A 24,202-nucleotide genomic window follows, 5' to 3' on the forward strand; every position below is an offset into this window, starting at 1 on the left:
CCATGTCGTTGCGTCTGACGGACAAGCCGCAAACGCCGAGCGCGGGAGGCCTCTCCAGGCGAGGCTTCTTGCGCGCAAGTGTCGCCGCCGGCGGCGGCTTGCTTCTCACATTCGGCCTTCCGATACGCGCCGCAAGGGCCCGGGACGCTTCAGCGGCAAACTTCGCGCCGGACGGCTTCATTCGCATCGGCCACGACGGGCGTGTCGCTTTCATCATTCCGCAGGTCGAGATGGGGCAAGGGACGTTCACCTCCTGCCCGATGCTCATCGCCGAAGAGCTCGAGGTCGACCTCACTCAAGTTTATACAGAGCAGGCTCCTCCCGACGGCGCGCTCTACACAAACGGCCTCGTCGGCTTTCAGGTAACGGGCGGCTCCACCTCGATGCGCGCGTTCTACGAGCCCTTGCGCAATGCCGGCGCCACGGCCAGGGAGATGCTCATCGCGGCGGCTGCCGCCACATGGAATGTCGACCCGTCCAGTTGCCGCGCTGAGAAGGGCAGCGTGATCCACGGGGCCACTGGGCGCAGCCTTGGCTACGGTGCGTTGGCCGAAAAGGCCGCGACCATGCCTGTCCCTGAGAAGGTGACACTCAAAGACCCGAGTGCCTTCAAGTTGATCGGGACCGCCGCCAAGCGGCTCGACACGCCGGGAAAGGTCAACGGAACGACCGTTTACGGTATCGACGCAAAAGCTCCCGACATGAAGTTTGCGACCCTGGCGATCTGTCCGGTATTCGGCGGCAAGGTCAAAAGCGTGGACGGTGCCAAGGCACTCGAGAACAATGGCGTCCTGCAGGTCGTGCAGACAGAAGACGCCGTGGCTGTCGTCGCCACCAATACGGGTGCGGCGAAGAAGGGATTGGCGGCGGTCGAGATCGTGTGGGACGACGGTCCCAACGCCACGCTTTCGACGGCCGATATCGTCGCCGATATGGAAAAGGCGTCCGAGGCGGACGGTGTGCTTGTCCGCCACGAAGGTGATGTGCCAAACGCCTTGGAAGGCGCGGCACAGACTTTAGACGAGATCTACGAGGTGCCGTTCCTCGCGCACACCGCGATGGAGCCGCTTAATTGTACTGTCCACGTGCGGAAGGACGCCTGCGAGATCTGGGTCGGAACACAGGTCATCGGCCGCGCCCAAGCGATCGCAGCTGAGTTGACGGGCCTCCCGCTCGAGAAGGTCGTCGTACACAACCACATGCTAGGTGGTGGCTTCGGCCGCCGTCTTGAAGTCGACTCGATCGCCATAGCCGTGGAAATCGCCAAGCAGGTCGACGGTCCCGTCAAGGTCATCTGGAGCCGCGAAGAAGATGTCCAGCACGACATGTACCGGCCGTATTTTTACGACCGCCTGCACGCGGGGCTCGATGCCGATGGCATGCCGATTGCCTGGAGCCACCGGATATGCGGCTCTTCGGTCATCGCTCGTTGGGCTTCTCCCGCGTTCAAGGATGGCTACGACTTCGACACGGTCGATGGCGCGCTCGAGATGCCTTATGAGATCCCGAACGTCCGGCTCCAGTATGTGCGGCATGAGCCTCCTGGGATTCCGACGGCGTTCTGGCGGAGTGTCGGCCCCTCCCACAATATCTTCGTGGTCGAGAGTTTCGTCGACGAGTGCGCCGCCGCGGCCAAGAAAGATCCCTTGGAGTATCGTCGCGCATTGCTCACCAAAGAACCGCGTGCGCTCGCCGTGCTCGATCTCGCCGTGGAGAAATCGGGTTGGGGCCAGCCTCTGCCGGAACGGTCAGGCCGAGGCATTGCCGTTCAGAACGTGTTCGGCTGCTACATGGCGCAGGTCGCCGAAGTGGAGGTCTCCGATTCCGGCGACGTGACAGTCAAGCGCGTCACTTGCGCCGTGGATTGCGGGCTTCCCATCAATCCCAACACGATCGAAGCGCAGGTGCAGAGCGCAATCGTCTATGGACTCAGTGCGGCGCTGTTCGACGAGATCACCCTCGAGAATGGCCGAGTCGAGCAGAGCAACTTCCACGACTACCGGGCTCCGCACATCAACGACATGCCGGCGATCGATTTCCACATCATCAAGAACACCGAGGCGCCGGGCGGCATTGGTGAGCCTGGAACCTCGGCGGTCGTCCCTGCCGTGTTCAACGCGGTCTACGCGGCAACGGGCGTGAGGCTGCGCAAGCCGCCGCTTAGCGCAGAGTCACTGAAGGCTTAGAGGGCTCCGGCGATGCGCATGCTTCTGGCAGCATTTAGAGCCGGCCGCGAGCCCTTGCGCCGACCGCCCTGTTCGGTAGAAGCAAGACGAGTCCGATGAACACGTTTGAGCCGCAACGACCGATCGAGTCCACGCCCATTCAGACCGCGCGCGATTGGCTTGAAACGCATGACTCGGTCGCGCTGGCGACGGTCGTTTCCGCTTGGGGCTCCGCCCCCGTGCCGGTCGGTGGCCAACTGGTCGTTGCGCCCGGCGGCGATTTCGCCGGGTCTGTCTCGGGCGGATGCGTGGAGATCGATGTCATCACCGAGGCGCAGGACGTCATCGCGACGGGGGCGCCTAAACTTCTGGACTTTGGTATCGCGGACGACGTCGCCTGGCGCGCGGGGCTCTCTTGCGGCGGCACGATCAAAGTCTTCATCGAGCCGCTCCGCGTTTCGGATAGGGACTTTCTGGATAGCGTGCTCATGGCGCACCGGTCGCGCCGGCTGATGGCTGTCGTGACGAACCTCGCGACCGGAGCCCGCCGTCTCATCGATCCCCAATTGGCAGAGGATCCCGAGCTCATCGCGCGGATTTCGGCAGGCGACAGCGGGATCGTCGAGCTGTCTCAAGGCAAGGCCTTTCTCCAGATTCTAATGCCTCCGCTCCGGCTCGTTCTGGCCGGCGGGACACACGTCACCCAGGTCCTTGCCAGTTTGGCGACCCGTGTCGGTTATGACGTCGTCATCGTCGATCCGCGTCCCGCATTCGCAAGCGCCGCACGCTTTGGCGGCGTGAGCGTCTTGGAGGACTGGCCCGAGCCAGCCGTCGTCTCGACGCTGTTGGACACACGGACGGCGGTAGTCGCTCTGACCCACGCCGCGCATCTCGACGATGCGGCGCTTACCGCGGCGCTTCGCTCCGATTGCTTCTATGTGGGGGCGCTCGGGTCGCGGAAGACCCACGCGAAGCGCCTCGAGCGGCTACGAGGCTCGGGCTTCGGGGAAGACGACCTCACCCGAATTCACGCCCCAGTCGGGCTCGCCATCGGCGCCAAGGGGCCAGCGGAGATCGCCGTTTCGATCTTGGCCGAGATCATCGAAGTCGATCACGGCGGCACGCGGTGATGAGCAGGCTTGGCGCCATACTGCTCGCTGCCGGTGCATCGGAGCGGTTCGGGCCCCGCAACAAGCTTCTCGCCAATATCGATGGACGGCCGATGGTGCGGGTCACGGCCGATACGCTGCTCGGTGCCGACTGCGTAGACAAGGTGATCGTCGTCACCGGACACGACGCATCCGCCATCGAAGACGCCCTCAAGGGACTGACGGTCCGTTTCGTCTTCAACTCGGCCTGGAGGAATGGTTTGGGCGGATCGGTTGCGTCCGGTGTCGCGGCGGTTTCCCGGGAGCTGGACGGCGTTGCCATCGTGCCCGGCGACATGCCGTTCCTCAACTCCGCCGTGATCGATACGCTCGGTGCGGAATTCCTGAAGCGCGATGGAGCGGCGATTGTGTTTCCGGCGACGCTTGCGGGCCGGCAACGGAACCCCGTGCTTTGGCCACGCCGGTACTTTGGCCTCTTGGAGGGCCTTGCAGGGCCGCAAGGGGGAAAGGGTCTGTTGGGTGACCTGGCCGGCTCCTGGAGTGCCGTTCCCATGAGCGACGAGAGGGTGTTTCGCGATGTCGATACCCGTGATGGGTTGCGGGCAGTATCAAAGGTCGTAGTACCGAGCGAACGCGCCTAACGCTTAAAGCGCCCTTTCTCCATGTCCCCCGCAGGTCAGAAGCGGACATGATAAGCGCGGCTGCAAGTAACGTAAGGTGACCGCCTCAGAGTTCTCTGAACCGCTTGCCTGCTCTCGAAGGGAACGTCGCTGTTTCCGCTCCGGAATTCCCTGTTTTGTCTGAAAAATTCCCTGATGCGCTGCTTAGGGAATTTTGCCATTTCGTGTTGATGTAAAACGGGAAACTCGGCTTCAGCAGGGCAGGGTGAGGCAAAAACAGCCGAAATTCCCTATTCTTTCCCGCATATCAGGGAAATGCGAAGCAGAGACGCGTTCGCCGCGGACTGCCAGCACAGCCACCCAGTCGCGGGCTCTTCGGCTCTCTCCACTTACTCACCGCATAGCTCGAAAAAAGCGCGTAAGAGTGCCACTACTTGACAGGGGGGCTGCGAGAAGGGTGTGGAGAGACGCAACCCTTTGCACGAGAATGGGTATTTCCCGCGATTTTTCTCAGCCGGCCACTTTCGGGGGTCACGTTTCGCGGAACTAGGATGGTTGGCGCCACTAGCAATGCCGTCGGACAAACCGTCCACTGGTCGGAGCTTGGCGAAGAACTAAATTCTTTGCCGACCCTAGAGGAGTGCAGCTATCATCAATTGCATGAATCGCTCAGCACTACCTCCCAAGGCAAGTTGTTTCTTGGTCAACCTCGATGAAACGAGTTTCAGGCGGCAGCCGGCCGGCACTCGTAAGGATGATGTGCCCGTCGCCTCGGGCATACGGCATGTTGGGAATGATGTTGTTCGCGATGCCGAAACGGTCGCTGAGCTGGCAACATCGTCTTGCGAGCAGCTGCTACAGAGTTCGACCGTATGAGTAAGGTCTCGTTCGTTGACAAAGTAGCTCCCATGAACTCGGTCGTGCTTGCAGCCCTGTGAGAGACAATGACTCTTCTTGATGAACTCGTAAGCAAACCACAACGCGAAACATCCGGTTCAAGCTCTGCGTCACGTTTCGACTACCAGAAGAACTGGGCTTTCTGCGAGATGCTGCGTCGCCATATGGAACAGGCGGACTATCTCGTTGCGTTCGAGTTCCATGATGATGTGGTTTTTCTGGAGCCAAGCAGCAAGCCAACGGCGGCGGATTTCGCGCAGGTCAAAACTTCATCGTCCGCAAAGCCTCGCAAGATTTCCAGTCTGGTCGCCCGCAAGAAGCTAAAGGACGAGTCTCAAGCAAACTCCATACTTGGAAAGATGTGCTGCAATTTTGAGGGCGTCTGCTCGGAATATGACGTGCGGATTCTGCTGGTCTCAAATGTCGCGTTTGAGTTCGCCGACAAGGATGTTTGCGCGAAGGATATCGAGGAAAAATACAGGACGAAGATTCGGAATAAGCTGAAAACCGAGATACCAAGCCTGACTGACGAACAATTCGAGCGTCTCCATTTTTTGATCTCCGGCGTCTCCATCGACAAGATGCAAACCTATCTGACAGGGCAGGCCATGGAACTGTTCAAGACGCATTTTGGTGAAGAGCATGGCCTCAACGTCCACAGTTGGGTGCGGCTTATCCAAGGCGACATTGCGCGAAAGAACAATCTCCCCTCCGATGAGATAAAGACGGTGGACGACCTGATTTCCAAGAAGTGCATTGGCAGGTCGTACGTCACAGATAGCTTGGCGGTTGTTGCGAAAGCCAAGCACACGATCGACACGGCCCTTGTGAACACCCAGTTGGGCGCTGCCGGATGGACTGCGGCCGATCTTGTGCGACTCAGCAAGGCTTTTCCCGATGCAACGTACGACTACACAGACGGATCGAACGCTGTGGCGCGCGGCATCGTCTCCAAACTAGAGGCGCTTTTTGAAGCTATGAACAACGGTGATATCGAACTCGCAGCCTTTTGCGAGAAGTCGCTGAGCGCAATCGGAGCAGCGCTGGAGCATCCCTATAACAAGAAGCCGTACCTCACGGCGCTCGCTATTCTGGTGTTCTATGAAAAAATCTAACTTCCGACAACTAATAAGAAATCTACGCACGGGGCGGATCGATGAGAAGCTTAGTATTAAAAGAGGCGTTGATCCTCTCAAAGACCGAGAAGAAGGCACGGAAGATCGAGTTCTCTCCGGCGACAAACCTGCTGACCGGCGAGAATGATGTTGGCAAGTCCACCCTTATCAAAATCCTCTACAACACGCTTGGTGCGGACGTGCCGCAGCTTAACAACACCCGGTGGAAGAGGGCCAAGGCTGTATGTTGTGTGAAATTCGCGCTTGGCGGTAAAGACTACTACATCATTCGTGATGAGAAGTTTTTTGGCGTCTTCGATGCGAACAGAGAGCTGATAAGTCGCCATGTAGGGCTATCGGGCGAGCGAGGCATTGCGCATTTCCTGAACCCCCTGCTGAAGTTCAGAATTGAACTGGAGCGCAAGGAGGACTCGAAGCTCGGTTTAGCTGGACCGTCATTCTATTACCTGCCGTTCTACATCGATCAGGACAACGGCTGGACCGCCAGTTGGGCTTCCTTCAATGGCCTCCAGCAGTTTACGCGTTACCGCACCAATATGCTCGAATATCATCTAGGCGTGCGTCCACAGCGTTACTATGACGCCAAGCGCAAGTCCGTTGAGATCGAAGACGAACTGCACGACCTGGGTTCGCGGAAGGATGCTCTCCTTGCCGTCCGCGATTCCTATCACAAGCGCAAAGCTGCCCGTCAGGTTGATCTTGATCCGGCCGTATTCCGTAAGGAAATCGAGCAGCTAGTTGATGAGTACAATGCGATCTACGGACGGCAGCAGGACGTGCTGCATAAACTCAAGCAAGTGCGAAACGAGCGTTACGGTCTGGAAAGCGAAATATCGATTCTGCGCCGGGCGATCAAAGAGCTTGAAGGCGATTACGCATATGCCGAAGATCCCAAGACACCCAACCCGGTTGGTTGTCCAACCTGCGGTACGGAGATCGAAAATTCAATCGTCGAGCGTTTTGGAATTCTCGATGATATCGACAATTGCTATGCGCTGATCGACCAGCGCCGGAAGAAGCTTGTCGATGTGCAAGCCAACGAACAGACTGTCGACGCCGCGTATAGAGAAGTCAGATCGGAGTTATCGTCAGTGGATCAGCTACTTCGGCGTCAACGAGAGAATGTGACCTTTGCCGAGTTTGTGACGGCCGAGGGGATAAAGGAAGTCATGTCATCGCTCAGCGAGGACATCAACGTGCTTTCTGAGCAGGAATCCGATCGCCAGGCCTCGCTCGACGCCTTGAAAGACGATTTGAAGGTTGATTCGAAACACAAGAAGGCAATCAACGAACATTATCAGGCGCGGATGAAGGAATTCCTCGCAGCGCTTAACGTGCATGTTCTGGAGCTATCGGACTACAAGTCCTATGACAGACAGATAAAGGCCAATGCGCTTGGCAGCGATCTTCCGCGCTCGCTTCTCGCGCAGTGTATGGCCTTCCTGCACACGATGGAGAAGTTTAATCATTTCACCTTGTGCCCGCTCATTATCGACTCGCCTCTTCAGCAGGATCAGGACAAGGACAACGCTGAAACGATATTTCGCTTTATCTTCTCCCGAACCCTTCCGGGGCAGCAGCTCATTCTCGGTACGGTTGCGCTTCCCGGCGTTCCGGATGACGCAATCCCTGGCGACACTCGCAACATTGAGCTGACTGGGAAGTACGGCCTGCTCATCGACAGCGACTATGCAACAGTGTCAAGCGAGATTGGTGAGATGCATGAGATTACTCTGGGGTCGGACTAAAAAGAGGTGTTTTGAGAAGCCACTCCTTCGCTGTCGTATTGGCTAACCTATGTTTGAATTAGCGTTCCTCTTGATCGCAGGAGTGCCGATGAAAGCATATCTGCTGGAAGAGCATTTGTGGTCAGGTGGCTGCGGACGTAACGGTCACCTAAGGCATTGTATGCAGGCTGTATGGGCAGGAGCATCTGTCGTGCGCACTGTTCGCCCTACTCATTGCATGTAGCCAAGTTGTCTTGCTCGACCCAGCCTAGCGGAAGTCTTGCAGCGGACTTCAGCAACCACTTCGCCGTTAGCTCCGTCGGCTGACGACCTTCGAGAATGGCCTTGGTGATCTTAGGTGACAGAAAGGCTAAGTTTACGACGCGTGTCACATGGGAGCGGTCGATGCTTTCGGCTCTTGCGATTTGTTGAATGCTCTGAGCATCCCCGCGGCGTAACCGATCGAGCCAATCATGCGCACGGGTAAGGAGCCCAACCAAGGAAGGGTCAGGATCGGAGCGCGATTCTTGGTGTCCCGCTACGACCAACTTCGCCTCGACTCCTCGCCGGCGAAACCGCATCGGCACCTCAATCGTGATCGTACCAGTGTCCTTCGACCGGTCCGCGGTGACTTGTTCCTGATCAAGCAAAAGCGTTGTTAGAGCCTTCCGACCGATCTCGATCATCACCTTATCTTGCGCAACAACGGTGCGCCGCACGAGAGCGGTAATGACTTCTTCTTTGCCTGAAAGAGTGTCAGCCTCACACGCATCAGCCAATTTTGATGCGCGCGCGAGCACAGCAGAAAACACGTCCGGCGACTTCTTCATTGAAGCCAAGGCATCAAGCACCGCAACGCGGTCTTTCAGAAATGCGGAGAGTTGGTCGAGCGCCAGCTTCTCGATTTCGGGCGCGGGAAGCCGCCAGCCTTTGGATTTGAGCCCGGTCTCGTTTTCCTTCTCCGCGGCATTGACCTTGTTGCCGGTCCCTGCCGGGGGCGTCAGGAGCGACCGCTCGACATAGTACCGGTACCGGCGGCCGTGGTTGACCGCATGAGAGGGCGTGAAGGGAACGCCCTCCGCCGTGAATAGGAGACCTGCGAGCAGGCTCGGGTGCTTCGAGCTGGTCCGACCGCGTTGGCGACCGGCATTGGTGGCGAGGAGAGCCTGGACTTTCTCCCAAGTCTCAGTCTCGACGATGGCGTCATGTTCTCCGTCGTAGCTGGTTTCGCGGTGCGGAATGCGGCCGATGTAGATCGGACTCGAGAGGATGCGGTAGAGGTGCCCGCGGCTGAAGGCGCTGCCGCCCAATCGACGTCCATCGGTGAGAGTCCGGACCTTAGTCTTGAGGCCGAGACGGTGTATCTCCTCTTGGAGCTTTCGGACGCTGCCCAGTTCGAGATAGAGCGCAAATAGCCGCCTGACTGTCTGAGCCTCTTCGGCATTGATCCTAAGCTTCCTGTCGACTGCGTCGTAGCCAAGCGGCACGGCGCCACCCATCCACATGCCCTTCTTCTTGGAGGCTGAGATCTTGTCGCGGATACGTTCGCTCGTGACCTCGCGCTCGAACTGGGCGAAGGAGAGCAAAACGTTGAGGGTGAGCCGACCCATGGATGTGGTGGTGTTGAAAGCCTGCGTCACCGAGACGAAGGACACGCCCTTGGCGTCGAAGGCTTCCACGATCTTCGCAAAGTCAAACAGGGATCGCGTCAGTCGGTCGATCTTGTAGACGACGACGGTATCCACCTTGCCTGCTGCAATATCTACGAGAAGGCGCTTGAGCGCGGGGCGGTCCATGGTCCCACCGGAATACCCGCCATCATCATAGTGGGTGGACAGAGCATGCCACCCTTCGTGGCGCTGGCTGGCGATATAGGATTCGCAAGCTTCACGCTGGGCGTGGAGCGAGTTGAACTCCTGCTCGAGTCCTTCGTCGGACGACTTGCGGGTGTAGATCGCGCATCGAGTGCGCTGAGTTCGTTCTCTTGCTGCCTTAGCCATCTGCTGGTGCCTTCTCGGTACGTCGCTTCAGTCCGAAGAAGGCCCAACCGTTCCAGTTGGTGCCGGTGATGGCGCGAGCGACAGCGGTGAGGCTTGGATAGGTTTCGCCGCGCCAGGCGAAGCCCTTATCAAGCACGAGCACCTCGTACACCTCGCCATGCCACTCGCGGAACAGCTTTGAGCCCTTGCTCAACTGACGCCGTTGCGGTCCAGACGCCTTGCCGCTCGCGCGACCGGCCCTTTCGAGGAGCCGCAGCGTTTTGGTATCCAGGCCGCCATAGACCTCCGCCTGGAGCCCATAAGCGACCGCTCGGACGAGGAATGCGCGGCTCGCGTGGCCCGGCACCTGAGGGCTCCATAACCGGCGCCACTCGGCCTCGAGTTCAGCCCGCGGACAGTCGGGCAGGGCACGCACCCGCACGACGAGATCCGCCTCGACTTGAGCGGTAACGCGCCCACGCCGTCGAACGCGCGGTAGAGCGGGATTTGACCGCGACACGACACTAGGCCTTAGGGGCTTTGGCCGGTGCGATGTGGTAGCGGCGCATGCCGCTTTTGCTGACCTCGGAGGTAAGCGGCAGCTTGAGCTTCTTCTTGACGACGCCTGAGAAGAAACCACGTACCGAATGCGGCTGCCAGCCAGTCTCGGCGACGATGTCGCCGATGGTAGCGCCCGACTTCCGGCGCAGCATCTTGATCACGGTCCCCTGTGTGCCTTGCGAGGGCGCTGCGCGCTTCTTGGGCTTGGCGGACAAAGTCTTCCGCGGCTTGCTGCGCGGTCCAGCTGCCGTCTTAAGTCGGCGGGGTAGACTTGCCGTCGCTTGCGAGGACTTGGTCTCCTTCGTCTCGCCGATGCCGATGGCGAGAAGTCCACTCTTGGTGATGAAAAGGCCAAGAGGACGGCCGTCCTTGTCGCGGCGCCACTCGGGTGCGCCGTTGTCGATTTGCTTTTCCTCGGCCAGCTTTCGTTTGCACAGAATGTCGATCATGACCCGGTTTTGAGCTGCGCCTTTTGCGGCCAAACTTTCCGGCAACGGCAGAAGTGAGCCGTCTGGGCGTTGCGCGGCAGCGTTGAGGATAACGAGCTGCGTGTCGCTGAGTTTGGCTTTGGGCGAATTCATCTTGGCCATTCTTGCCTCCATCGTGGCGCACCGGCCCGATGCCGGCGCTTCCACCGGCCACAGCCCGGCTAGGAGGCCAGGGGAGGACATTGACGGGGGCTATCACCCGTCACTAGGTCAGCAGCATGCACGCTCTGTTGGGCGTGGAAGTCCAGTCGATTCTTCGGCCGGCAATAGCGATGCCAAGACCTCTAACCCATAAAGATCATTAAGCTCAGCGGCCGGGGCCGGATAGGCTGCACGGCAACCATTTGTTTGGATCGAACCGGCACGTTGTAGCGGACACGAGCCAGGAGTCTCAGCGAGAGCTTTTCATGTCATGGCGCACATTATCCGACCCAACTTTCGTCGGCAGCGCAGCCGTCCGCGGCGCAATCAGCACCGGCGAAGCTGGCTGAGAAGTTACTACGTTCGAGAAGGTTTTCTTGTACTAGCGATCCTCGCGGTGCTCTGCGCGGCTTACTACATCAATGAGAACCGGAGTATCGGGCGCCCGATGTCGGACGCTGGCGGGATTGACGTGATAGATGGCGACACCGTGCGCAGTGGCAACCAGAGCTATCGTCTCGTTGGTTTCAACACGCCAGAGACTGGCTGGCGGGCGAAGTGCAGCCACGAACGCGTTGTCGCAACCAAAGCCAAGGCGCGCCTTCAGGAACTGGTCGCGGACGGAGGCGTGGATCTCCAACGCGTTGCGTGTGCCTGTTCGGCTGGAACAGAAGGCACCAACGCCTGCAATGCGGGCCGGCTTTGCGCGAGGCTGAAGGTCGACGGTCGAGACGTCGGCAGGATGCTGATCTCCGAGGGACTGGCAGAGCGCTATGTTTGTGGCGCCACGACATGTCCGCTACGCCGAAACTGGTGTAGGCCAGGCGCGCCTTAGACTCTGACGGCAAACCAGGTCATCCAGGCCATCGCCTTCCAGGACGGCGTTAGCCGCAATAAGGAATGGGTTGAGCTCAACCCTGTGGGAGGGGGTGGGCTTCGACACAGAATCTTCGTCTGGGACCTGGTTGTCGTTGGCGTTCTAGATGGCAGTGAGGTTCAGGGCCTAAAACGCCTCGTAGAGCGGCCAGCGGAGTTCTGCAGTCCAAAGGGGATTTTACCCCAGACGCTTCATAAGCGTTCGGAGAAGCCGGACTGGGTCGGCGTCTAATACGCGGGCAATGACCAGAAACTCCAAGACATCGATGCGCCGCTCTCCACCCTCGTATTTGGCCACAAACGACTGAGGCTTCTTCAGACGCTCGGCCACCTCCCATTGGGTTAGGCCGGCACGCTTTCGAGCTTCGAGCAGGAGTTGCCCGAAAGCCTTCTGCGCGTCGCTGTGAACAGACTTTACTAAGCCATGCTGCCGAGGGGTCATCAAGGCGGCAGGCTGATCCTAATAATGAATTATCCCAAAAGTGGATACTTGCCGCGAAGCAAGTTATGGGTCCGACCGGAGTGGCAAATTCGGAGGATAACCCAATGGCGACCGCCGCAGGCGATGAGGGGATTGAATCGCGACATCCGGGTGCGGGTAGGGGACCCCTGCCAAGGCACGGCTATCTCGCGCTACGGCAGCGCTATGAGCCGCAAAGCGTCGGCCTTATTGTCGTCGCCGAGTCGCCACCTCAGTCGGGAGAGTATTTCTACGATCCCACCGGTAGGGTTACAGAGCCGCTTTTCGCGGCGCTCATGAAGGCACTAGGCATTTGTCCGAGCACAAAAGCGTGCGGGCTACGCGCATTCCAGCAACAAGGCTGGGTCTTGGTCGATGCGACCTACGAGCCGGTGGACAAGATGAGCAATACGCGGCGTGACGCGGTCATCATCCGCGACTACCCGTTGCTTCGCGATGACCTCATGAATTTGGCGCCTGATCGGTCGGTGCCGGTAATCCTGATCAAGGCGAATATATGTAGGCTCCTGGAGCCGATGCTCTCGGCCGACGGCTTCAATGTCGTCAATCGAGGGGGGAGCATTCCATTTCCGAGTCATGGTTGGCAGCGGGTTTTTGGACATAAATTCGCCGCCACTTTGAAGGCAGCCGAAGTCTCGGCGTAAAAAGAGGCCAGGGCCACTTGGGCCCTGGCCTTCAAACCGCATCTCCGGCGCCGCCGGCGTCAGTGTAGGTTGTCCAGCGTGTAGCCGGAAAATTTGTGGGCGAGCGCCTGGCTCATACTGTCGACCTGGTCGTCGTGCTTGCCATGGGGAAAGGCGAGAAGTTCGGCGAGCAAGTCGGGTATGAATGGCGCATCCTTCGGAAAGTGCACGTGCCCGGCTTCGAATTTTGAGGTTTGGATAAAGAGCCGGGTTTCTTTATCTCTTTCCACCGGAACGGCCTTGACCCTATGTCGACCCATCGAGCGCAGCTCTTGGGCCAGCGCAATGCCGGCGGATGCATCTTCAATGACGATCAGAGTGGGCTCGTAGCGCTGGGCAAGTGCCAACGCCTTGTCGCGCAATTGCGGGAAATTGTATCGGCCACGTTCCATATTTAGGAGATAGTAGTGGCCGTCCTGAACCTGCCAGGCGCTGAAGGCTGAATAGCTGTTTTGCGGGCCATCCTTGCTGGCCGCATCGATGCTCAGAAGCACTTTGGTCTTGGTCGTACGTTCAGGTGGCCTGTCATACCAACACAGCCAATTCCTTAGGACCGTGGCGCCGCCCTCTGGGATAGGCGCCTGCTGGTACTGCGCGCCGAAGTCATAGCTCCCGAGGTCCTTCTGAAGGCCCCTAAGGGTTTCGAGCGACTCATGCTCGGGATGCAGCGCGGTCCCGGCACGGCGGGTATGGAACTCGTCGTCGCCGATCGGCACTTGCTCGTCGACTTCGGCGATCGCCGGCAGGCTCAGGACCTCCCATTGATCGGAACTGCCCATCAGATGACCCGAGAGGTCGTCCATGTGGACGCGTTGTGTCACGACGATAATAGCACCCGTCTCCTTGTTATCGAGCCGCGATACGAGTGTATTGGAGAACCACTGATTGAGACTATCGCGACGCACCTTCGACTGAGCGTCCACCGGCTTTTGGGGGTCGTCGAGGATGATCATGTTGCCGCCGAGCCCGGTGAGGACGCCGCCGACCGACGTAGCTTTGCGGAATCCCTTCAAGGTCGTCGTGGCCTCGTCGTCGAGGCTACGACTCAGCCGCATCTGCGAAAAGGCGCGGGCATACCAAGGCGACTCGACGATCGATCGGAAATCACGGGCGTGCTTCAAGGACAGCTCGCTACCGTAGCTGATCGAGAAAATGCGCTGCCGTGGATCGTGCCCAAGAACGAACGCCGGAAATGCCACGGACACCGTGATCGATTTCAGATGGCGGGGTGGCATGTTGATGATGAGGCGATTGATCTCGCCGCGACGAACGCGCTCAAGCTGATAGGCGATGGCGCGAATATGCCAGTTAGGCAGAAACGGCATGCCGGGATTGAGCGTGAGCATGCTGTGCTTCAAGAAGCTCTCGAAGTCGGTCAGCAAGGCGAAGTCAAGCAAGTCGCGTTCGGTTATCTCATTCATGGGACTACTCCTTCACAGGTCGGGAATTTGCGGGGAAGCGTTTCGCGAACTCTTCAAGGATCGACTTCTCGTCGTGGCTGAGCGGTTCGCCGTGCTCAGTCTCGACGCTTTCAATCAGGCGATAGCGGTTCAGGAGAAAAGCCATCGCCTTGAGGTCGCCTTTGAGGGCCGCCTCGAGGCATCGAAGATAGAGACCCTCTAGCCTTGAGACCTTGCGCGCGCGCCCGCCTTCGCGAACCTCTATGCGCTGGTGCATGATCTCGCGGAGGATGGTGGATTCATTCTTGGCCCCCTTCGGCCGTCCCTTCGGATTGCCGCTTTGGCCAGGCTTGAACTGGTGCTTCTTAGGTGGCTTGCCGTACCCAGTGTCATAGCCATCGCCGGCATTCTTGGTCCGCGCCTTCTTCGAGTTGTTGGGCTTGATCATGAGCGACGACCTTTCGAGGGCTGGGGAATATTGCCTGTAGCGGCGGTAAGCTCATCAAAGGTTTGGCCGGTGCTTTCGAGAGTCGCGTCGCGTTTCGTCAGTTTCTGCCAACGCCGGATCGCTACATCGGCGTAATGCGGGTCGATCTCCAGGCAGAAAGCCCGGCGCCCGGTCTGCTCGGCAGCGATAATGGTTGTCCCGGAGCCTGCGAAGGCGTCGAGGACGATCGATCCACGGCGAGAGCAGTCCCGCATGGCATCGGCGATCATGGCGACCGGCTTCACCGTCGGGTGCATCTTGAGTTCGTCCATGCGGCCCGCTCGGAACGTGTTCACGCCGGCATAGCGCCATACGTTCGAGCGATTGCGACCGCCAGCCCCAAGACCAAAATTGTTCAGATGGGGCGCCTGGCCATGTTTGAACACGAAAACAAACTCGTGCTCGCTTCGATAGAAGCTACCTTGACCGGCATTGTTCTTGACCCACACGCACACATTCTTGAGTTCGTCGAAGGCGTCGGTGCCAGCGGACGTGAGATCGGCGATATGGCGCCAGTCCATGAAGACGTAGTGGATGGCGCCGTCGATCGAGTTGTCGGCACAAAGTCCAAGTGTTTCCTTGAGAAACGCCTCGAACTCGGCAGAGGTCATCTCACCTGACGCGCAGGCAAACTCGCGTCGCTTGATGCGGCCGCGGCCACCAACATTTCCCTGGATGCGGACATTATACGGCGGGTCGTGGATGCCCATCTCGGCGATCTCACCGCCCATGAGCTGCGCGAAGGCCGTCTCATCCCGCGCGTCACCGACTAGAAGCCGATGGCGGCCCAACACGAATAGGGCACCGGCCCAAGACACGGCGGGGCCTTCCAGCGGCTCGACTTCCTCATCGATAGGGTCGGCGGTGCCGTCGGCGATGCTGTCGAAAACCATATCGATCTCTGCCGGCTCGAACCCGGTGATTGACAGATCGAGGCCAATCTCCGGCAGGGCCAGTTCGAGTTCGCCGAGCTCGAGCGACAGGATCTCGAGATCCCAGGCACTCTTGGTTGCGAGTTGGTTGTCGGCGAGCGCGTAAGCCCGGAGTTCTGTCTCCGAAAGATGCGAGACCCGGATGACCGGGATACGCTTCAGCCCAAGCTTCTTTGCTGCGCCCCATACGACATGGCCGGCAACGATCCGGCTCTGCTCGTCGATCACGACAGGCTTGATCACCCCGAACTGGAGTATCGAATTCGCGACGGCTTCTTCTTGCGCCTTGTTATGGGCACGTGCGTTCCGCTTGGCCGCCTTGAGGGACGCAGGCGAGAGCATCTCCACCATCCATGGCAGCTTCGCTGCAAGCGGAGAAGTAGAAACCCTATTTTGGGTTTCAATTGCGCGAGACTTTTTCAAACGTTTCGACATGGGTCACCTCAATGTACTGAGTGGAGGGGAGGCGGGAACAGCAAAGCAAACCAACGACTGCCCGGCCGATCGCGTCGCAATGTCGGTGCAGGGATCATGCGCTGCCCCGTCCGCGCTTGCTCGGCGTCGTCTTTGACAGGACGGCCTGCAGATCGTGCGCCAGTCGCGTGAGTTCGATGACCGTCGAAGAGATTCCGGCTTCCCGGCGAAGGAAAGGCATCAGCTCTTGATCTTCGAGCACGGCCACCTCGCGAGACCCGTCCGCAGCGTGGTCGACCGGCGGCCCTTTCCTTGAAGCGATCACGAGTGAAACGGCTCGGGTTGTTAGGACCGCTAGGTCTCCTGGCTTAGCTGACTGCATGATCTTTTGCCGGTCGAATAGCTCGGCGGTATCCCAATTTAGTATCTCGGCATGCTTTGGCTCGAGTAAAGGGCGAGCGCGACGCAGAATCTTGACCGCGGCGCGCTGCGGCCATCCATGCTGCAAAAGATTCGCGCCGAGAAGCAGGGCGAATGCTTCATACGGCGAGAAAAGCACCTCAGATCCTCGCCCGGGAGCTTCGCTTGAAAAGAAAGCGTAGTTCGACTTCTCCGGATCGTTGGAGCGCGGACTGCGTTTCAAGATGCGATCGGTATCAAGGAGGCGCTTCGCAGCTATCCTCAGTGCCTCGCTCGGAGAAGGGCCCTCGCCGCGAGTCACTGAGATGGCCTCCAAGACCTGATTGCGCTTATAGCTTTCCATTGGAGTATTAATCCAGGTTTCAAATAGAATATAGGCGGACAGGCAACTTTGCACAAGAGAGGGAAATATCAGTGGAATTAGTTAGTTAGGAGGAGGTGGGCGCGATTCATGGATGCCGTGACGTAGCGCACACGAGCCGATGTCCGGATTTGGGCGCGATGCAGATATGGATTGTGACACGGTCGGCGGCCGCTCATGACCCAAAGCGGACAGTGGGTGGGGACCTGAAGCCACCCGGCAAATTCTCTCTGACAGTTAGGTTTCGAACGATTGAGGCTGGACTCCGCTATATCCATTAGGATATAGCGGATGAAACAGCTTGTATGATCTGTCGAGCAAAGCGGCTGCGATGAACAAGACGCTGGGAAAGAAGCGGGGTGAAGCGACGAGTGCTCGACTGCCGTCCAGTCGAGACACGGCTAAACCGCGTCCTTTCCCCCGGCTTCGCATCATGGTGCGGCCAGGGCTTGTTCTGGGGCCGGGAAAAGTCGACCTGCTCGAAGCCATCGAGCGGGCCGGCTCCATCTCCGGTGCAGGGCGCGACCTGGGCATGTCGTACCGGCGAGCATGGCTGCTCGTCAGCGCGCTCAACGAGATGTTCGGCAAGACACTTGTGAACACCTCTCCCGGCGGCGCAGGCGGAGGCGGCGCCGAGGTCACCGACTTCGGCCGCGCCGTCGTTGACGCTTATCGGCGCGCCGACGCGCGATCTAATCAAGCCATCCGCGAAGAGTTCGCGCGGATCGGACACGACATGATGGACGACTAAGGAGACACAAAAAGCTTTGGCACGCCGAAACTGAACGTCGGCGTTTAGTGAAAAGCGGGGGCTTTTTTCAATGAGTCGGAAACTGCACAAGGGCGGACTCAGTCTGCTCGCACGCACCGCTGTGCTTGCCATCCCGATCGCGTACGCGCCGTCGGCCAGAGCTGCCGACGTCGATCAATTGGAGGCCCAGATGCGGGCCATGGAGGTTCAGCTACGAGAGCTGAAACGGGAGGTCACCGAGGCTAAGGCCCAAGCTGCCGCGGCGAAATCGTCGAACCGTAGCGCGGACGGTGACGCCTTCGGCCTGAAGGTCAAGTGGAAAGGCGCGCCGGAGCTTTCCAACAACGATGGGAAGTTCAAGTTCAAAGTCCGTGGGCGGATTAATGTCGACTACAACGGCATCGATCAGGACGAGCAGATCACCGGCGAGCCCGATGTCAGCGCGGTTGAGCTGCGCCGGGCGCGGCTCGGCGTTGAGGGCGTCCTCTACTATGACTGGGTTTACAAGTTCGAGGTCGATTTCGCCGGCGACAATACGGCCATCAAGGACGCCTACATCGAATACACTGGACTGCCCGTCAATCTGAGAGCCGGCCACTTCAAGACATACAACTCTCTCGAAGCCCTCATGAGTGCGAACTACATCACCTTCATGGAGAAGGCGGCATTCATCGAGGCATTCAGCATCGACCGTCTCATCGGCGGCGGCGTGTCCTACTACGAGAACAAGCATTGGACGGCCGAAGCCGGCATTTTCGGCACGGCGGCCGAAGCGGACCAGACGGCGTATTTCGACGACGGCACGACCTATTCGGCGCGCGTCACAGTGGCGCCCATCAACAGGGACCGCCAAGTCGTCCATCTTGGCGGCAGCGTCCGGCATCGCGATGCCTCGAGCCAGTCGCGTGACGGCAGCGACGATCTCTTGTTTCGCTATCGCGCGCGCGGAGCGGACTTGCATCTCGCCGATCGGTTCGTGTCCACGCCGCAGTTCGGCGACTCGGACACGCTGTGGGGCCTGGAAGGCGCGGTCGTGCTCGGATCGTTCTCCGTTCAGGGCGAGTATGCGCAGGACACAGTGCAAGCCCCGACGGCACTCGGGAGTGCCGACCCGACCTATAATGGCTGGTATGTCGATGCGAGCTGGTTCCTCACCGGAGAATCGAGGCCCTACGCGAACGGTCAGTTCGTACGGGCGAAGGTGCAGAACCCGGTCTATGACGGCAGCGGGGGCTGGGGCGCCTGGCAGATCGCGGGACGCTACGACGTGGTCGATCTATCCGATCAATCGGCCCTCATCCCGGGCTGCACCGCCTGCGCCGAGCAGGTTACCTGGCTGATCGGTCTCAACTGGTACCTCAACGACTACGCACGGCTGATGCTGAACGTGAACCAGTCGGAGATCGAAGGTGGCGTCAACGACGGCGCCGAGATCACCGGTGTCGGCATGCGCGCCCAAGTCGACTGGTAAATGTCTCGATGGGAGCAAGATAAAATTCGGGCGGAACTGAAACGCCACCGTCGATGCCAGGGCGGCAAGTATCGAGCTAGGATGCCCTGCGGCCACTGCGAGAGCTTCGATGCCAGGTTCGGCTATAGGCTCCTGAACGGTGAATTTTTCTGCAGCCTGCGTGAACTCCTGATCCTGATCGTGCAATGGAGAAGACAGTGCAAGTCCACGTGACTACACAGCGCGCTGGCTCACCATCCGCCGGCTCGAGAAACCATTGTCACTTGGGATCACAGGCCCGTCGTGCACTAACAATCGAACCGGACCACTCAGACCGGGCCAACCAAGGACCGGAGACAAATGTGCGTAGATCATTACCGATCTGCATGGATCTCATCTCGTACTCAACGGAGGTAGAATGAAACACACAGCGCTGAGAGTCTGCTTCGGCTTGGTGCTGGCGGCATTTGCTTGCGTGCCCGCAACATCATCCCATGCAGATGAGGCGACCATTGCCGTCGCCGCCAATTTCACATCGACCGCACGGAAGCTCGGCGCGGTCTTCGAGGCGTCGACGGGACATCATGTTGTTTTCAGCTTCGGTGCGACCGGGCAGCTTTACACCCAGATCGCGCATGGGGCCCCGTTCGATGCGTTCCTGGCGGCGGATCAAGAACGTCCGGAGTTGGCCGTTAGCGAGGGACATGCTGTTTCGGGCACGCGCTTCACCTATGCGATCGGCTTGCTCGTTCTTTGGAGTGCCGATCCCCAGCTGATCGATGGCACGCCGGCGGTCTTGTCCGATCCGACCCTGCGCCATGTCGCCATCGCCAACCCGGCCACAGCGCCCTATGGCGCGGCCGCGGTCGAGACGATGAAGGCGCTCAGTGTTTTTGAGGACCTTAAGCCGCGGCTCGTTGAGGGCAAGAATGTCAGCCAGACCTATCAATTCGTGGCGACAGGCAACGCACCGGTGGGCTTCGTCGCGGCTTCGCAGATCCTGGAGAACGACACCGGATCGAGCTGGGCCGTGCCGGCCAACATGTATGCGCCCTTGCGGCAAGACGCGGTACTTCTGACGTATGGCCGTGACAACGAGGCGGCCAAGGACTTTCTGGAGTTCCTAAGAGGCACGGAAGCCGCCAAATTGATTGAGCGGCTCGGCTATAGGCCGCCGGGAGAGAACTAAAGGGAGACTGTCGCCATGTTCGATGCAGCGATATTCGAGACGATCCTGCTCACGCTGCAACTGGCGGCTGCCTACAAGAGCGACATCCCGTGGTCGAGGCACGGCCTTCAGAGCCAGCAAGTTCGTTGCCTACGGGATTAGATCGGCTTCTGCTACGAAGCGGCCGTGTCGGCTCGCGCTCCGCAAGGCCGCTTTTGACCCAAAGCGGACGCGAAGCGTCAAAGTTCAAAACGCGGCATCCTGGAATTTCGATCAACTCGCTGGACGGCTCTCAGCCCAGGTTAGCAACGCATCGAGCGCTGGACATAGAGCCTGACCCCACTCCGTCAGACCGTATTCGATTTTCGGCGGCACTTCCGGATAAACGGTTCGGTGTTTTTCCACTCAGGTTGCTGAGGCGCCAAGTCGCCGAGCCGGTCCAGCGCGAACAGCGCCTGGCCGCAGAGCGGATGCGAGACCCAGGTGGCGCCGTCTTGGTCGACCACCGCCAACCGACCCGCAGGAGGCACGTAGTCTGTGCAGCCTTGCGCGGTCGTCTTGGCCACAAGTTCGAGGATGGCGGTCTTGGCCGCGCCGTCGTTCCATGATGGCAGCGGGTCGTCCGCCTCCGCGCGCGCCTAAGGGCTCAGGAACGGGCAAAGCAGAACCGCGATAAAAGCCGCAAGGACTAGGCGCTTCGTCCTGAACGCACTCATCGTGCGTCTCCTTTCGATGGACGATCCGAGGAAGATGGGCGGCCTGTCGGCCGTCCATCTCTCGAAGCCTAATACGAGATCTAGTGACCTGCGTGGCTCGACGACTTCATTTCCTTCACCTGCTGCACGACCTGCTCCAGGTTGTAGCTAGCCGGGTTCTGCAGCGGCGGAAAGTCGACGTAGGTCTCAAGATGCTTTAGCCACAGCGCCTGACCGATAGGCAGCATATTCCAGACATATTGATAAGCCGTGACCGGGCCTGCGAGGGCGCCGCCGACGCCCATGAGCGTCTTTGCGTGAGCGCCAATGGACGTCTCGAAGGGATCGCGCTTGATGTTGACGACCTGGGTCCAATGATACGGCAAGGCGCCGGCGACAAAACCCGCTGGACTCTGCGACACCATCGCGAAGTACATCTTCCAGTTCTTGTACCGCACCGCTGACGGGACCTTGCCGGACCAGTACAGGAAGTGATCCCGGGCCGACGTGTCGGACTTGCCGGTCAGGTAGTCGATCTGATTGACGCCGTCGAGCGTGGTCTTGACGATGCCGGGATATTCGCCCTTTTCGATTTGTGACTTCAATTTGTCGGCTTTCGGACCTCCGGCGATCTCAACGAATGTAGGCAGCCAGTCGAGTGACGAAAAGGTGTCGTTCTTCACCGTGCCAGGCTTGATCTGGCCCGGCCAGCGCACGACGGTCGGGGCGCGCATTCCGCCTTCCCAGGTGGTCAGCTTGCCACCTGCAAATGGGGTAGTTCCTCCGTCAGGAAAGGTGATAGTCTCGGCACCGTTGTCGGTGGTGAAGACGACAATCGTATTGTCGAGTTCGCCCATCTCCTCGAGCTTCTTCAGGACATACCCGATATTGTCGTCCATCTGCTTCATGCCGGCTTCGTTGGCGCCCCAGTCCTTTCCGCCGGGTTCGCCCACCATGGCGTTGTACTTATCCGACAGAACCGTCGTGACGTGCATGCGGGCCGGGTTGTACCAGACGAAGAAGGGCTTGCCGGTTTTCTCGGGATCGTTACGATCGAGGAAGTCGATGACCTGGGCCGAGATCTCCTCGTCTACCGTCTTGGACCGCTCCAAGGTAAGCGGGCCCTCGTCCTTGCAGGTCTGGTTCTTGCCTGTTCCGTCGGAGGAGGTGCAATGGAGTACCGGCCGGGGCGGCGTCATGCAGATGCCGTCCTTGGGATCAATCGCGCCGGGCACCGGATCGAGCCCCGGGACCGGCGTGTTTTTGCAAGGCGGCGCCACCGCCTGGTCGGTCGGCGTCTTGTTGATGTCGGGGAAGCTGACCCCTTGCATGGCGTCCAGGTGATAGAGGTAGCCCCAGAACTCTTGAAAGCCATGCGCGGTCGGCAGCGAATCCGCGTGGTCGCCCAGATGGTTTTTGCCAAACTCGCCGGTCGTGTAGCCGAGGTTCAGAAGGAACCTGGCCAATGCCGGGGTACCGGGTTTCAGGTAGGACGTTGCGCCGGGAACTTGCGGCAGAGTCATGCCGGCGCGTACCGGCTGCATGCCGGTAAAGAAGGCGGTACGTCCCGCCGTACAGCTCTGCTCGGCGTAGTAGTCCGTAAACATCGCGCCTTCTCGGCCGATGCGATCGATATTGGGCGTCTCGCCGACCATCAGCCCACGGTGGTAGATGCTCGGCTGCATCCATCCGATGTCATCGCCCATGATGAACAGGATATTGGGTTTATTGTCTTGAGCTGTTGCCGGGGTGACCGTTCCCGCAATGGCCAGGGCAGCGCAGATACCCGCCGCCCGCCAAATAGAGGTCTTCCGCATTATTTCTTCGTCCTTCCAAGAATGTCGACTGAGCCTCTGCGGATTGCACCGCACGACTGCGACAGTTCAGCGATCATAACCCACAGTTGATGATAACGTTTGACCTGTATGGCGCTTGATGTTTTGCGACACACGTACCGCAACACCGTGTTTCGATGATCACCGCGTCCTTCACTATCGCCCGGGGGCTGGGCCCTCTTCCGCGCATGCTCGAAGCAGCAAGGGGAGCGCCGGCGGTTGCGCGCGTTTTCCATGCCGAAGGCGTGCCGATTGAGATCGCTTCAAATCAGCATCAAAAACTTCCGCTTCGCAGCTTGATGGCGTTGATGGAGCGTGGCGCCCGCGAGGTGGGAGACGACCTGTTCGGAATCGCCTTGGGAGGCGCAATGCGCCCGGAAGATTTCGGCCCGTTCGCAAGGTACATGCTGGCCGCCCGCGACGTGCGAAGCCTATTGGCGCGGTCGACCCGGGCCATTACCTACCATCAGTCCGGCACCGGGTTCAGCATCAAGGTGTCGAACGATTTGGTGTGGTGGGGATATCGTGTTGTCGAACCAATCAGTATCGGGCGACGGGATCATATCGATCATATCCTGAAGCCGATGCTGAATGGACTGCGGCGCTACCTTGGTGACTCGTGGGTCCCCTCGCGGATAGAGGTTGAGTACGGCAGACCAAAGTGGTGGCGCGAGTTAGAAGACGTGTTCCGCGCACAGGTGTTTTTCGATATGCCGACGAACGCGGTCGTTTTCGAAAAGCGTCTTCTGGACCGCCTGGCCCTTAGGCCGATCCCATTGGGCCAACTCATCACCGGCCGAGATCTGCGGCAGCTGGTTGCCGAGCGGCCGCCACGCACACAGGCAGAGGCCGTTCGCGAAATTATCCGGCTCCGCCTCCTGGACTCGATTGTCGACATAGACGGCGCTGCGATTCTTTTAGGCATCGGTCCCCGCACGTTACAGCGACAGCTTGCCGGAGAAAACTATACTTATCGAGAGCTGGTCGAGCAGACCCGGATGGAACGCGCGCTTGCCCTCTTACGCGAGACCGCCGAGCCGGTCACCGCTATTGCCCTTTCTCTGGGTTACAGCGAAATAGCGAGTTTCTCGCGGGCGTTTCAGCGATGGACGGGATTTGCTCCAAGCCGCTACCGCTGCCGATCTGGCCCTTAGAAGCAAGATATGAGCGTTGGCTTTTGGCACTTAGCGGACCTCGACGCGGAGACGGGCGATGTCCGCTTGGGGTAGAAAACGGACATCACGGGCCCGCGCGCTCATGTCGGCCATTTGCCAGAAGCAGGCACCGATAGATCGTTGCCGTGGCTCGCTGGCCGTTCCTCCTGCCACAGGCGAGGCCCTGCCGCGGAGGGAACTTTTGATCCGCAGCCAACACTAATGGCTTGGCAAGTGCGTTCCGCGACGACGGGACGGTGCCAGTTGACTAG

The 24,202-nt window shown here is 59.5% G+C and carries 21 protein-coding genes and 1 pseudogene; 11 read left to right on the forward strand and 11 right to left on the reverse strand.

Annotated features, from left to right (window positions below):
* Positions 1 to 2: 2 nt before the first annotated feature.
* From GL4_RS05615 to GL4_RS05635, 5 genes are all read left to right on the forward strand, one after another.
* Positions 3 to 2,186: a xanthine dehydrogenase family protein molybdopterin-binding subunit gene (locus tag GL4_RS05615; protein ID WP_045365455.1), complete on the forward strand. Its 2,184-nt coding sequence runs from the start codon at positions 3 to 5 to the stop codon at positions 2,184 to 2,186.
* Between the two features lie 95 nt (positions 2,187 to 2,281).
* Positions 2,282 to 3,295: an XdhC family protein gene (locus GL4_RS05620; RefSeq protein WP_045365458.1), complete on the forward strand. Its 1,014-nt coding sequence runs from the start codon at positions 2,282 to 2,284 to the stop codon at positions 3,293 to 3,295.
* Positions 3,295 to 3,915: a nucleotidyltransferase family protein gene (locus GL4_RS05625; RefSeq protein ID WP_045365461.1), complete on the forward strand. Its 621-nt coding sequence runs from the start codon at positions 3,295 to 3,297 to the stop codon at positions 3,913 to 3,915. Before GL4_RS05620 ends, GL4_RS05625 begins: the two co-directional genes overlap by 1 nt.
* A gap of 923 nt (positions 3,916 to 4,838) precedes the next feature.
* A complete protein-coding gene (locus GL4_RS05630) occupies positions 4,839 to 5,906 on the forward strand; it encodes a dsDNA nuclease domain-containing protein (RefSeq protein WP_082025497.1) in 1,068 nt (355 codons plus the stop codon).
* Between the two features lie 41 nt (positions 5,907 to 5,947).
* Positions 5,948 to 7,675, forward strand: coding sequence for an AAA family ATPase (locus GL4_RS05635; protein ID WP_156137406.1), 1,728 nt, complete (start codon positions 5,948 to 5,950; stop codon positions 7,673 to 7,675).
* Positions 7,676 to 7,881: 206 nt separating this feature from the next.
* Here the strand turns inward: GL4_RS05635 and GL4_RS05640 are convergent, their stop codons facing one another.
* The 4 genes from GL4_RS05640 to GL4_RS18135 form a co-directional block, all read right to left on the reverse strand.
* Positions 7,882 to 9,654 (reverse strand): recombinase family protein, encoded by a 1,773-nt coding sequence (locus GL4_RS05640; RefSeq protein ID WP_045365467.1) that lies wholly within the window; start codon positions 9,652 to 9,654, stop codon positions 7,882 to 7,884.
* Positions 9,647 to 10,153 (reverse strand): DUF2924 domain-containing protein, encoded by a 507-nt coding sequence (locus GL4_RS17125; RefSeq protein ID WP_172653303.1) that lies wholly within the window; start codon positions 10,151 to 10,153, stop codon positions 9,647 to 9,649. The genes GL4_RS05640 and GL4_RS17125 overlap by 8 nt, the downstream gene beginning before the upstream one ends.
* 4 nt (positions 10,154 to 10,157) lie before the next feature.
* The gene (locus GL4_RS05650) at positions 10,158 to 10,784 is read right to left on the reverse strand and encodes a DUF3489 domain-containing protein (protein WP_052464159.1); all 627 of its coding nucleotides are present in this window, start codon (positions 10,782 to 10,784) and stop codon (positions 10,158 to 10,160) included.
* Positions 10,785 to 11,877: 1,093 nt separating this feature from the next.
* Complete coding sequence (locus tag GL4_RS18135; protein ID WP_342016322.1) at positions 11,878 to 12,030, reverse strand: hypothetical protein; 153 nt, start codon at positions 12,028 to 12,030, stop codon at positions 11,878 to 11,880.
* Between the two features lie 215 nt (positions 12,031 to 12,245).
* Here GL4_RS18135 and GL4_RS05665 point away from each other — a divergent pair, with 215 nt between their 5' ends.
* Positions 12,246 to 12,824, forward strand: coding sequence for a hypothetical protein (locus GL4_RS05665; protein ID WP_045365477.1), 579 nt, complete (start codon positions 12,246 to 12,248; stop codon positions 12,822 to 12,824).
* Between the two features lie 59 nt (positions 12,825 to 12,883).
* Here GL4_RS05665 and terL read toward each other — a convergent pair whose 3' ends face one another.
* From terL to GL4_RS05685, 4 genes are all read right to left on the reverse strand, one after another.
* Complete coding sequence (gene terL / locus GL4_RS05670; RefSeq protein ID WP_045365480.1) at positions 12,884 to 14,284, reverse strand: phage terminase large subunit; 1,401 nt, start codon at positions 14,282 to 14,284, stop codon at positions 12,884 to 12,886.
* A 4-nt stretch (positions 14,285 to 14,288) separates the two neighbouring features.
* Positions 14,289 to 14,711 (reverse strand): DUF5681 domain-containing protein, encoded by a 423-nt coding sequence (locus tag GL4_RS05675; protein WP_052464160.1) that lies wholly within the window; start codon positions 14,709 to 14,711, stop codon positions 14,289 to 14,291.
* Positions 14,708 to 16,033 (reverse strand): site-specific DNA-methyltransferase, encoded by a 1,326-nt coding sequence (locus tag GL4_RS05680; protein ID WP_045365483.1) that lies wholly within the window; start codon positions 16,031 to 16,033, stop codon positions 14,708 to 14,710. Before GL4_RS05680 ends, GL4_RS05675 begins: the two co-directional genes overlap by 4 nt.
* Positions 16,034 to 16,211: 178 nt before the next feature.
* Positions 16,212 to 16,913, reverse strand: a complete 702-nt coding sequence (locus GL4_RS05685) for a hypothetical protein (RefSeq protein WP_156137407.1) — start codon at positions 16,911 to 16,913, stop codon at positions 16,212 to 16,214.
* A 295-nt stretch (positions 16,914 to 17,208) separates the two neighbouring features.
* On the opposite strand from GL4_RS05685, the gene GL4_RS05690 reads away from it, so the two are divergent.
* The 4 genes from GL4_RS05690 to GL4_RS18080 all read left to right on the forward strand — a co-directional run bounded on the left by GL4_RS05690 (position 17,209) and on the right by GL4_RS18080 (position 20,408).
* Entirely contained in the window at positions 17,209 to 17,628 is a 420-nt protein-coding gene (locus tag GL4_RS05690; RefSeq protein ID WP_045369564.1) for a winged helix-turn-helix domain-containing protein, read from the forward strand.
* Positions 17,629 to 17,698: 70 nt separating this feature from the next.
* Positions 17,699 to 19,099 (forward strand): OprO/OprP family phosphate-selective porin, encoded by a 1,401-nt coding sequence (locus GL4_RS05695; RefSeq protein WP_045365489.1) that lies wholly within the window; start codon positions 17,699 to 17,701, stop codon positions 19,097 to 19,099.
* A 397-nt stretch (positions 19,100 to 19,496) separates the two neighbouring features.
* Positions 19,497 to 20,267 carry a molybdate ABC transporter substrate-binding protein gene (gene modA, locus GL4_RS05700; RefSeq protein ID WP_045365492.1) on the forward strand — a complete coding sequence of 257 codons (771 nt, stop codon included), beginning with the start codon at positions 19,497 to 19,499 and terminating at the stop codon, positions 20,265 to 20,267.
* A gap of 15 nt (positions 20,268 to 20,282) precedes the next feature.
* Complete coding sequence (locus GL4_RS18080) at positions 20,283 to 20,408, forward strand: hypothetical protein (RefSeq protein WP_280136143.1); 126 nt, start codon at positions 20,283 to 20,285, stop codon at positions 20,406 to 20,408.
* A gap of 111 nt (positions 20,409 to 20,519) precedes the next feature.
* On the opposite strand, the pseudogene GL4_RS17135 reads toward GL4_RS18080, so the two are convergent.
* The 3 genes and pseudogenes from GL4_RS17135 to GL4_RS05710 all read right to left on the reverse strand — a co-directional run.
* A pseudogene (locus tag GL4_RS17135) lies at positions 20,520 to 20,639 on the reverse strand (winged helix-turn-helix transcriptional regulator); the annotation flags it as partial.
* Entirely contained in the window at positions 20,594 to 20,812 is a 219-nt protein-coding gene (locus GL4_RS17720) for a hypothetical protein (RefSeq protein WP_045365495.1), read from the reverse strand. The gene GL4_RS17720 and the pseudogene GL4_RS17135, both read right to left, overlap by 46 nt.
* A 230-nt stretch (positions 20,813 to 21,042) precedes the next feature.
* The gene (locus tag GL4_RS05710; RefSeq protein WP_425283191.1) at positions 21,043 to 22,647 is read right to left on the reverse strand and encodes an arylsulfatase; all 1,605 of its coding nucleotides are present in this window, start codon (positions 22,645 to 22,647) and stop codon (positions 21,043 to 21,045) included.
* Positions 22,648 to 22,913: 266 nt separating this feature from the next.
* Between GL4_RS05710 and GL4_RS05715 the strand changes: the two genes are divergently transcribed.
* The gene (locus GL4_RS05715) at positions 22,914 to 23,930 is read left to right on the forward strand and encodes an AraC family transcriptional regulator (RefSeq protein ID WP_045365498.1); all 1,017 of its coding nucleotides are present in this window, start codon (positions 22,914 to 22,916) and stop codon (positions 23,928 to 23,930) included.
* The last annotated feature ends 272 nt before the right edge of the window (positions 23,931 to 24,202 follow it).

The organism is Methyloceanibacter caenitepidi (genome assembly GCF_000828475.1).
Taxonomy (GTDB): Bacteria; Pseudomonadota; Alphaproteobacteria; order Rhizobiales; family Methyloligellaceae; genus Methyloceanibacter; species Methyloceanibacter caenitepidi.

Excerpts from the sequence above, each read along its gene's own strand:
- GL4_RS05665 (WP_045365477.1), top strand. The coding sequence starts at position 12,246 with ATGGCGACCGCCGCAGGCGATGAGGGGATTGAATCGCGACATCCGGGT.
- GL4_RS05695 (WP_045365489.1), top strand. The coding sequence starts at position 17,699 with ATGAGTCGGAAACTGCACAAGGGCGGACTCAGTCTGCTCGCACGCACC.
- GL4_RS18080 (WP_280136143.1), top strand. The coding sequence starts at position 20,283 with ATGTTCGATGCAGCGATATTCGAGACGATCCTGCTCACGCTGCAACTG.
- terL (WP_045365480.1), bottom strand. The coding sequence starts at position 14,284 with ATGAATGAGATAACCGAACGCGACTTGCTTGACTTCGCCTTGCTGACC.
- GL4_RS05675 (WP_052464160.1), bottom strand. The coding sequence starts at position 14,711 with ATGATCAAGCCCAACAACTCGAAGAAGGCGCGGACCAAGAATGCCGGC.
- GL4_RS05625 (WP_045365461.1), top strand. The coding sequence starts at position 3,295 with ATGAGCAGGCTTGGCGCCATACTGCTCGCTGCCGGTGCATCGGAGCGG.
- GL4_RS05680 (WP_045365483.1), bottom strand. The coding sequence starts at position 16,033 with ATGGTGGAGATGCTCTCGCCTGCGTCCCTCAAGGCGGCCAAGCGGAAC.
- GL4_RS05710 (WP_425283191.1), bottom strand. The coding sequence starts at position 22,647 with ATGGGCGATGACATCGGATGGATGCAGCCGAGCATCTACCACCGTGGG.
- GL4_RS05615 (WP_045365455.1), top strand. The coding sequence starts at position 3 with ATGTCGTTGCGTCTGACGGACAAGCCGCAAACGCCGAGCGCGGGAGGC.
- GL4_RS05690 (WP_045369564.1), top strand. The coding sequence starts at position 17,209 with ATGAACAAGACGCTGGGAAAGAAGCGGGGTGAAGCGACGAGTGCTCGA.
- GL4_RS05715 (WP_045365498.1), top strand. The coding sequence starts at position 22,914 with ATGATCACCGCGTCCTTCACTATCGCCCGGGGGCTGGGCCCTCTTCCG.
- GL4_RS05630 (WP_082025497.1), top strand. The coding sequence starts at position 4,839 with ATGACTCTTCTTGATGAACTCGTAAGCAAACCACAACGCGAAACATCC.
- modA (WP_045365492.1), top strand. The coding sequence starts at position 19,497 with ATGAAACACACAGCGCTGAGAGTCTGCTTCGGCTTGGTGCTGGCGGCA.
- GL4_RS05640 (WP_045365467.1), bottom strand. The coding sequence starts at position 9,654 with ATGGCTAAGGCAGCAAGAGAACGAACTCAGCGCACTCGATGCGCGATC.
- GL4_RS05650 (WP_052464159.1), bottom strand. The coding sequence starts at position 10,784 with ATGGCCAAGATGAATTCGCCCAAAGCCAAACTCAGCGACACGCAGCTC.
- GL4_RS05635 (WP_156137406.1), top strand. The coding sequence starts at position 5,948 with ATGAGAAGCTTAGTATTAAAAGAGGCGTTGATCCTCTCAAAGACCGAG.
- GL4_RS05620 (WP_045365458.1), top strand. The coding sequence starts at position 2,282 with ATGAACACGTTTGAGCCGCAACGACCGATCGAGTCCACGCCCATTCAG.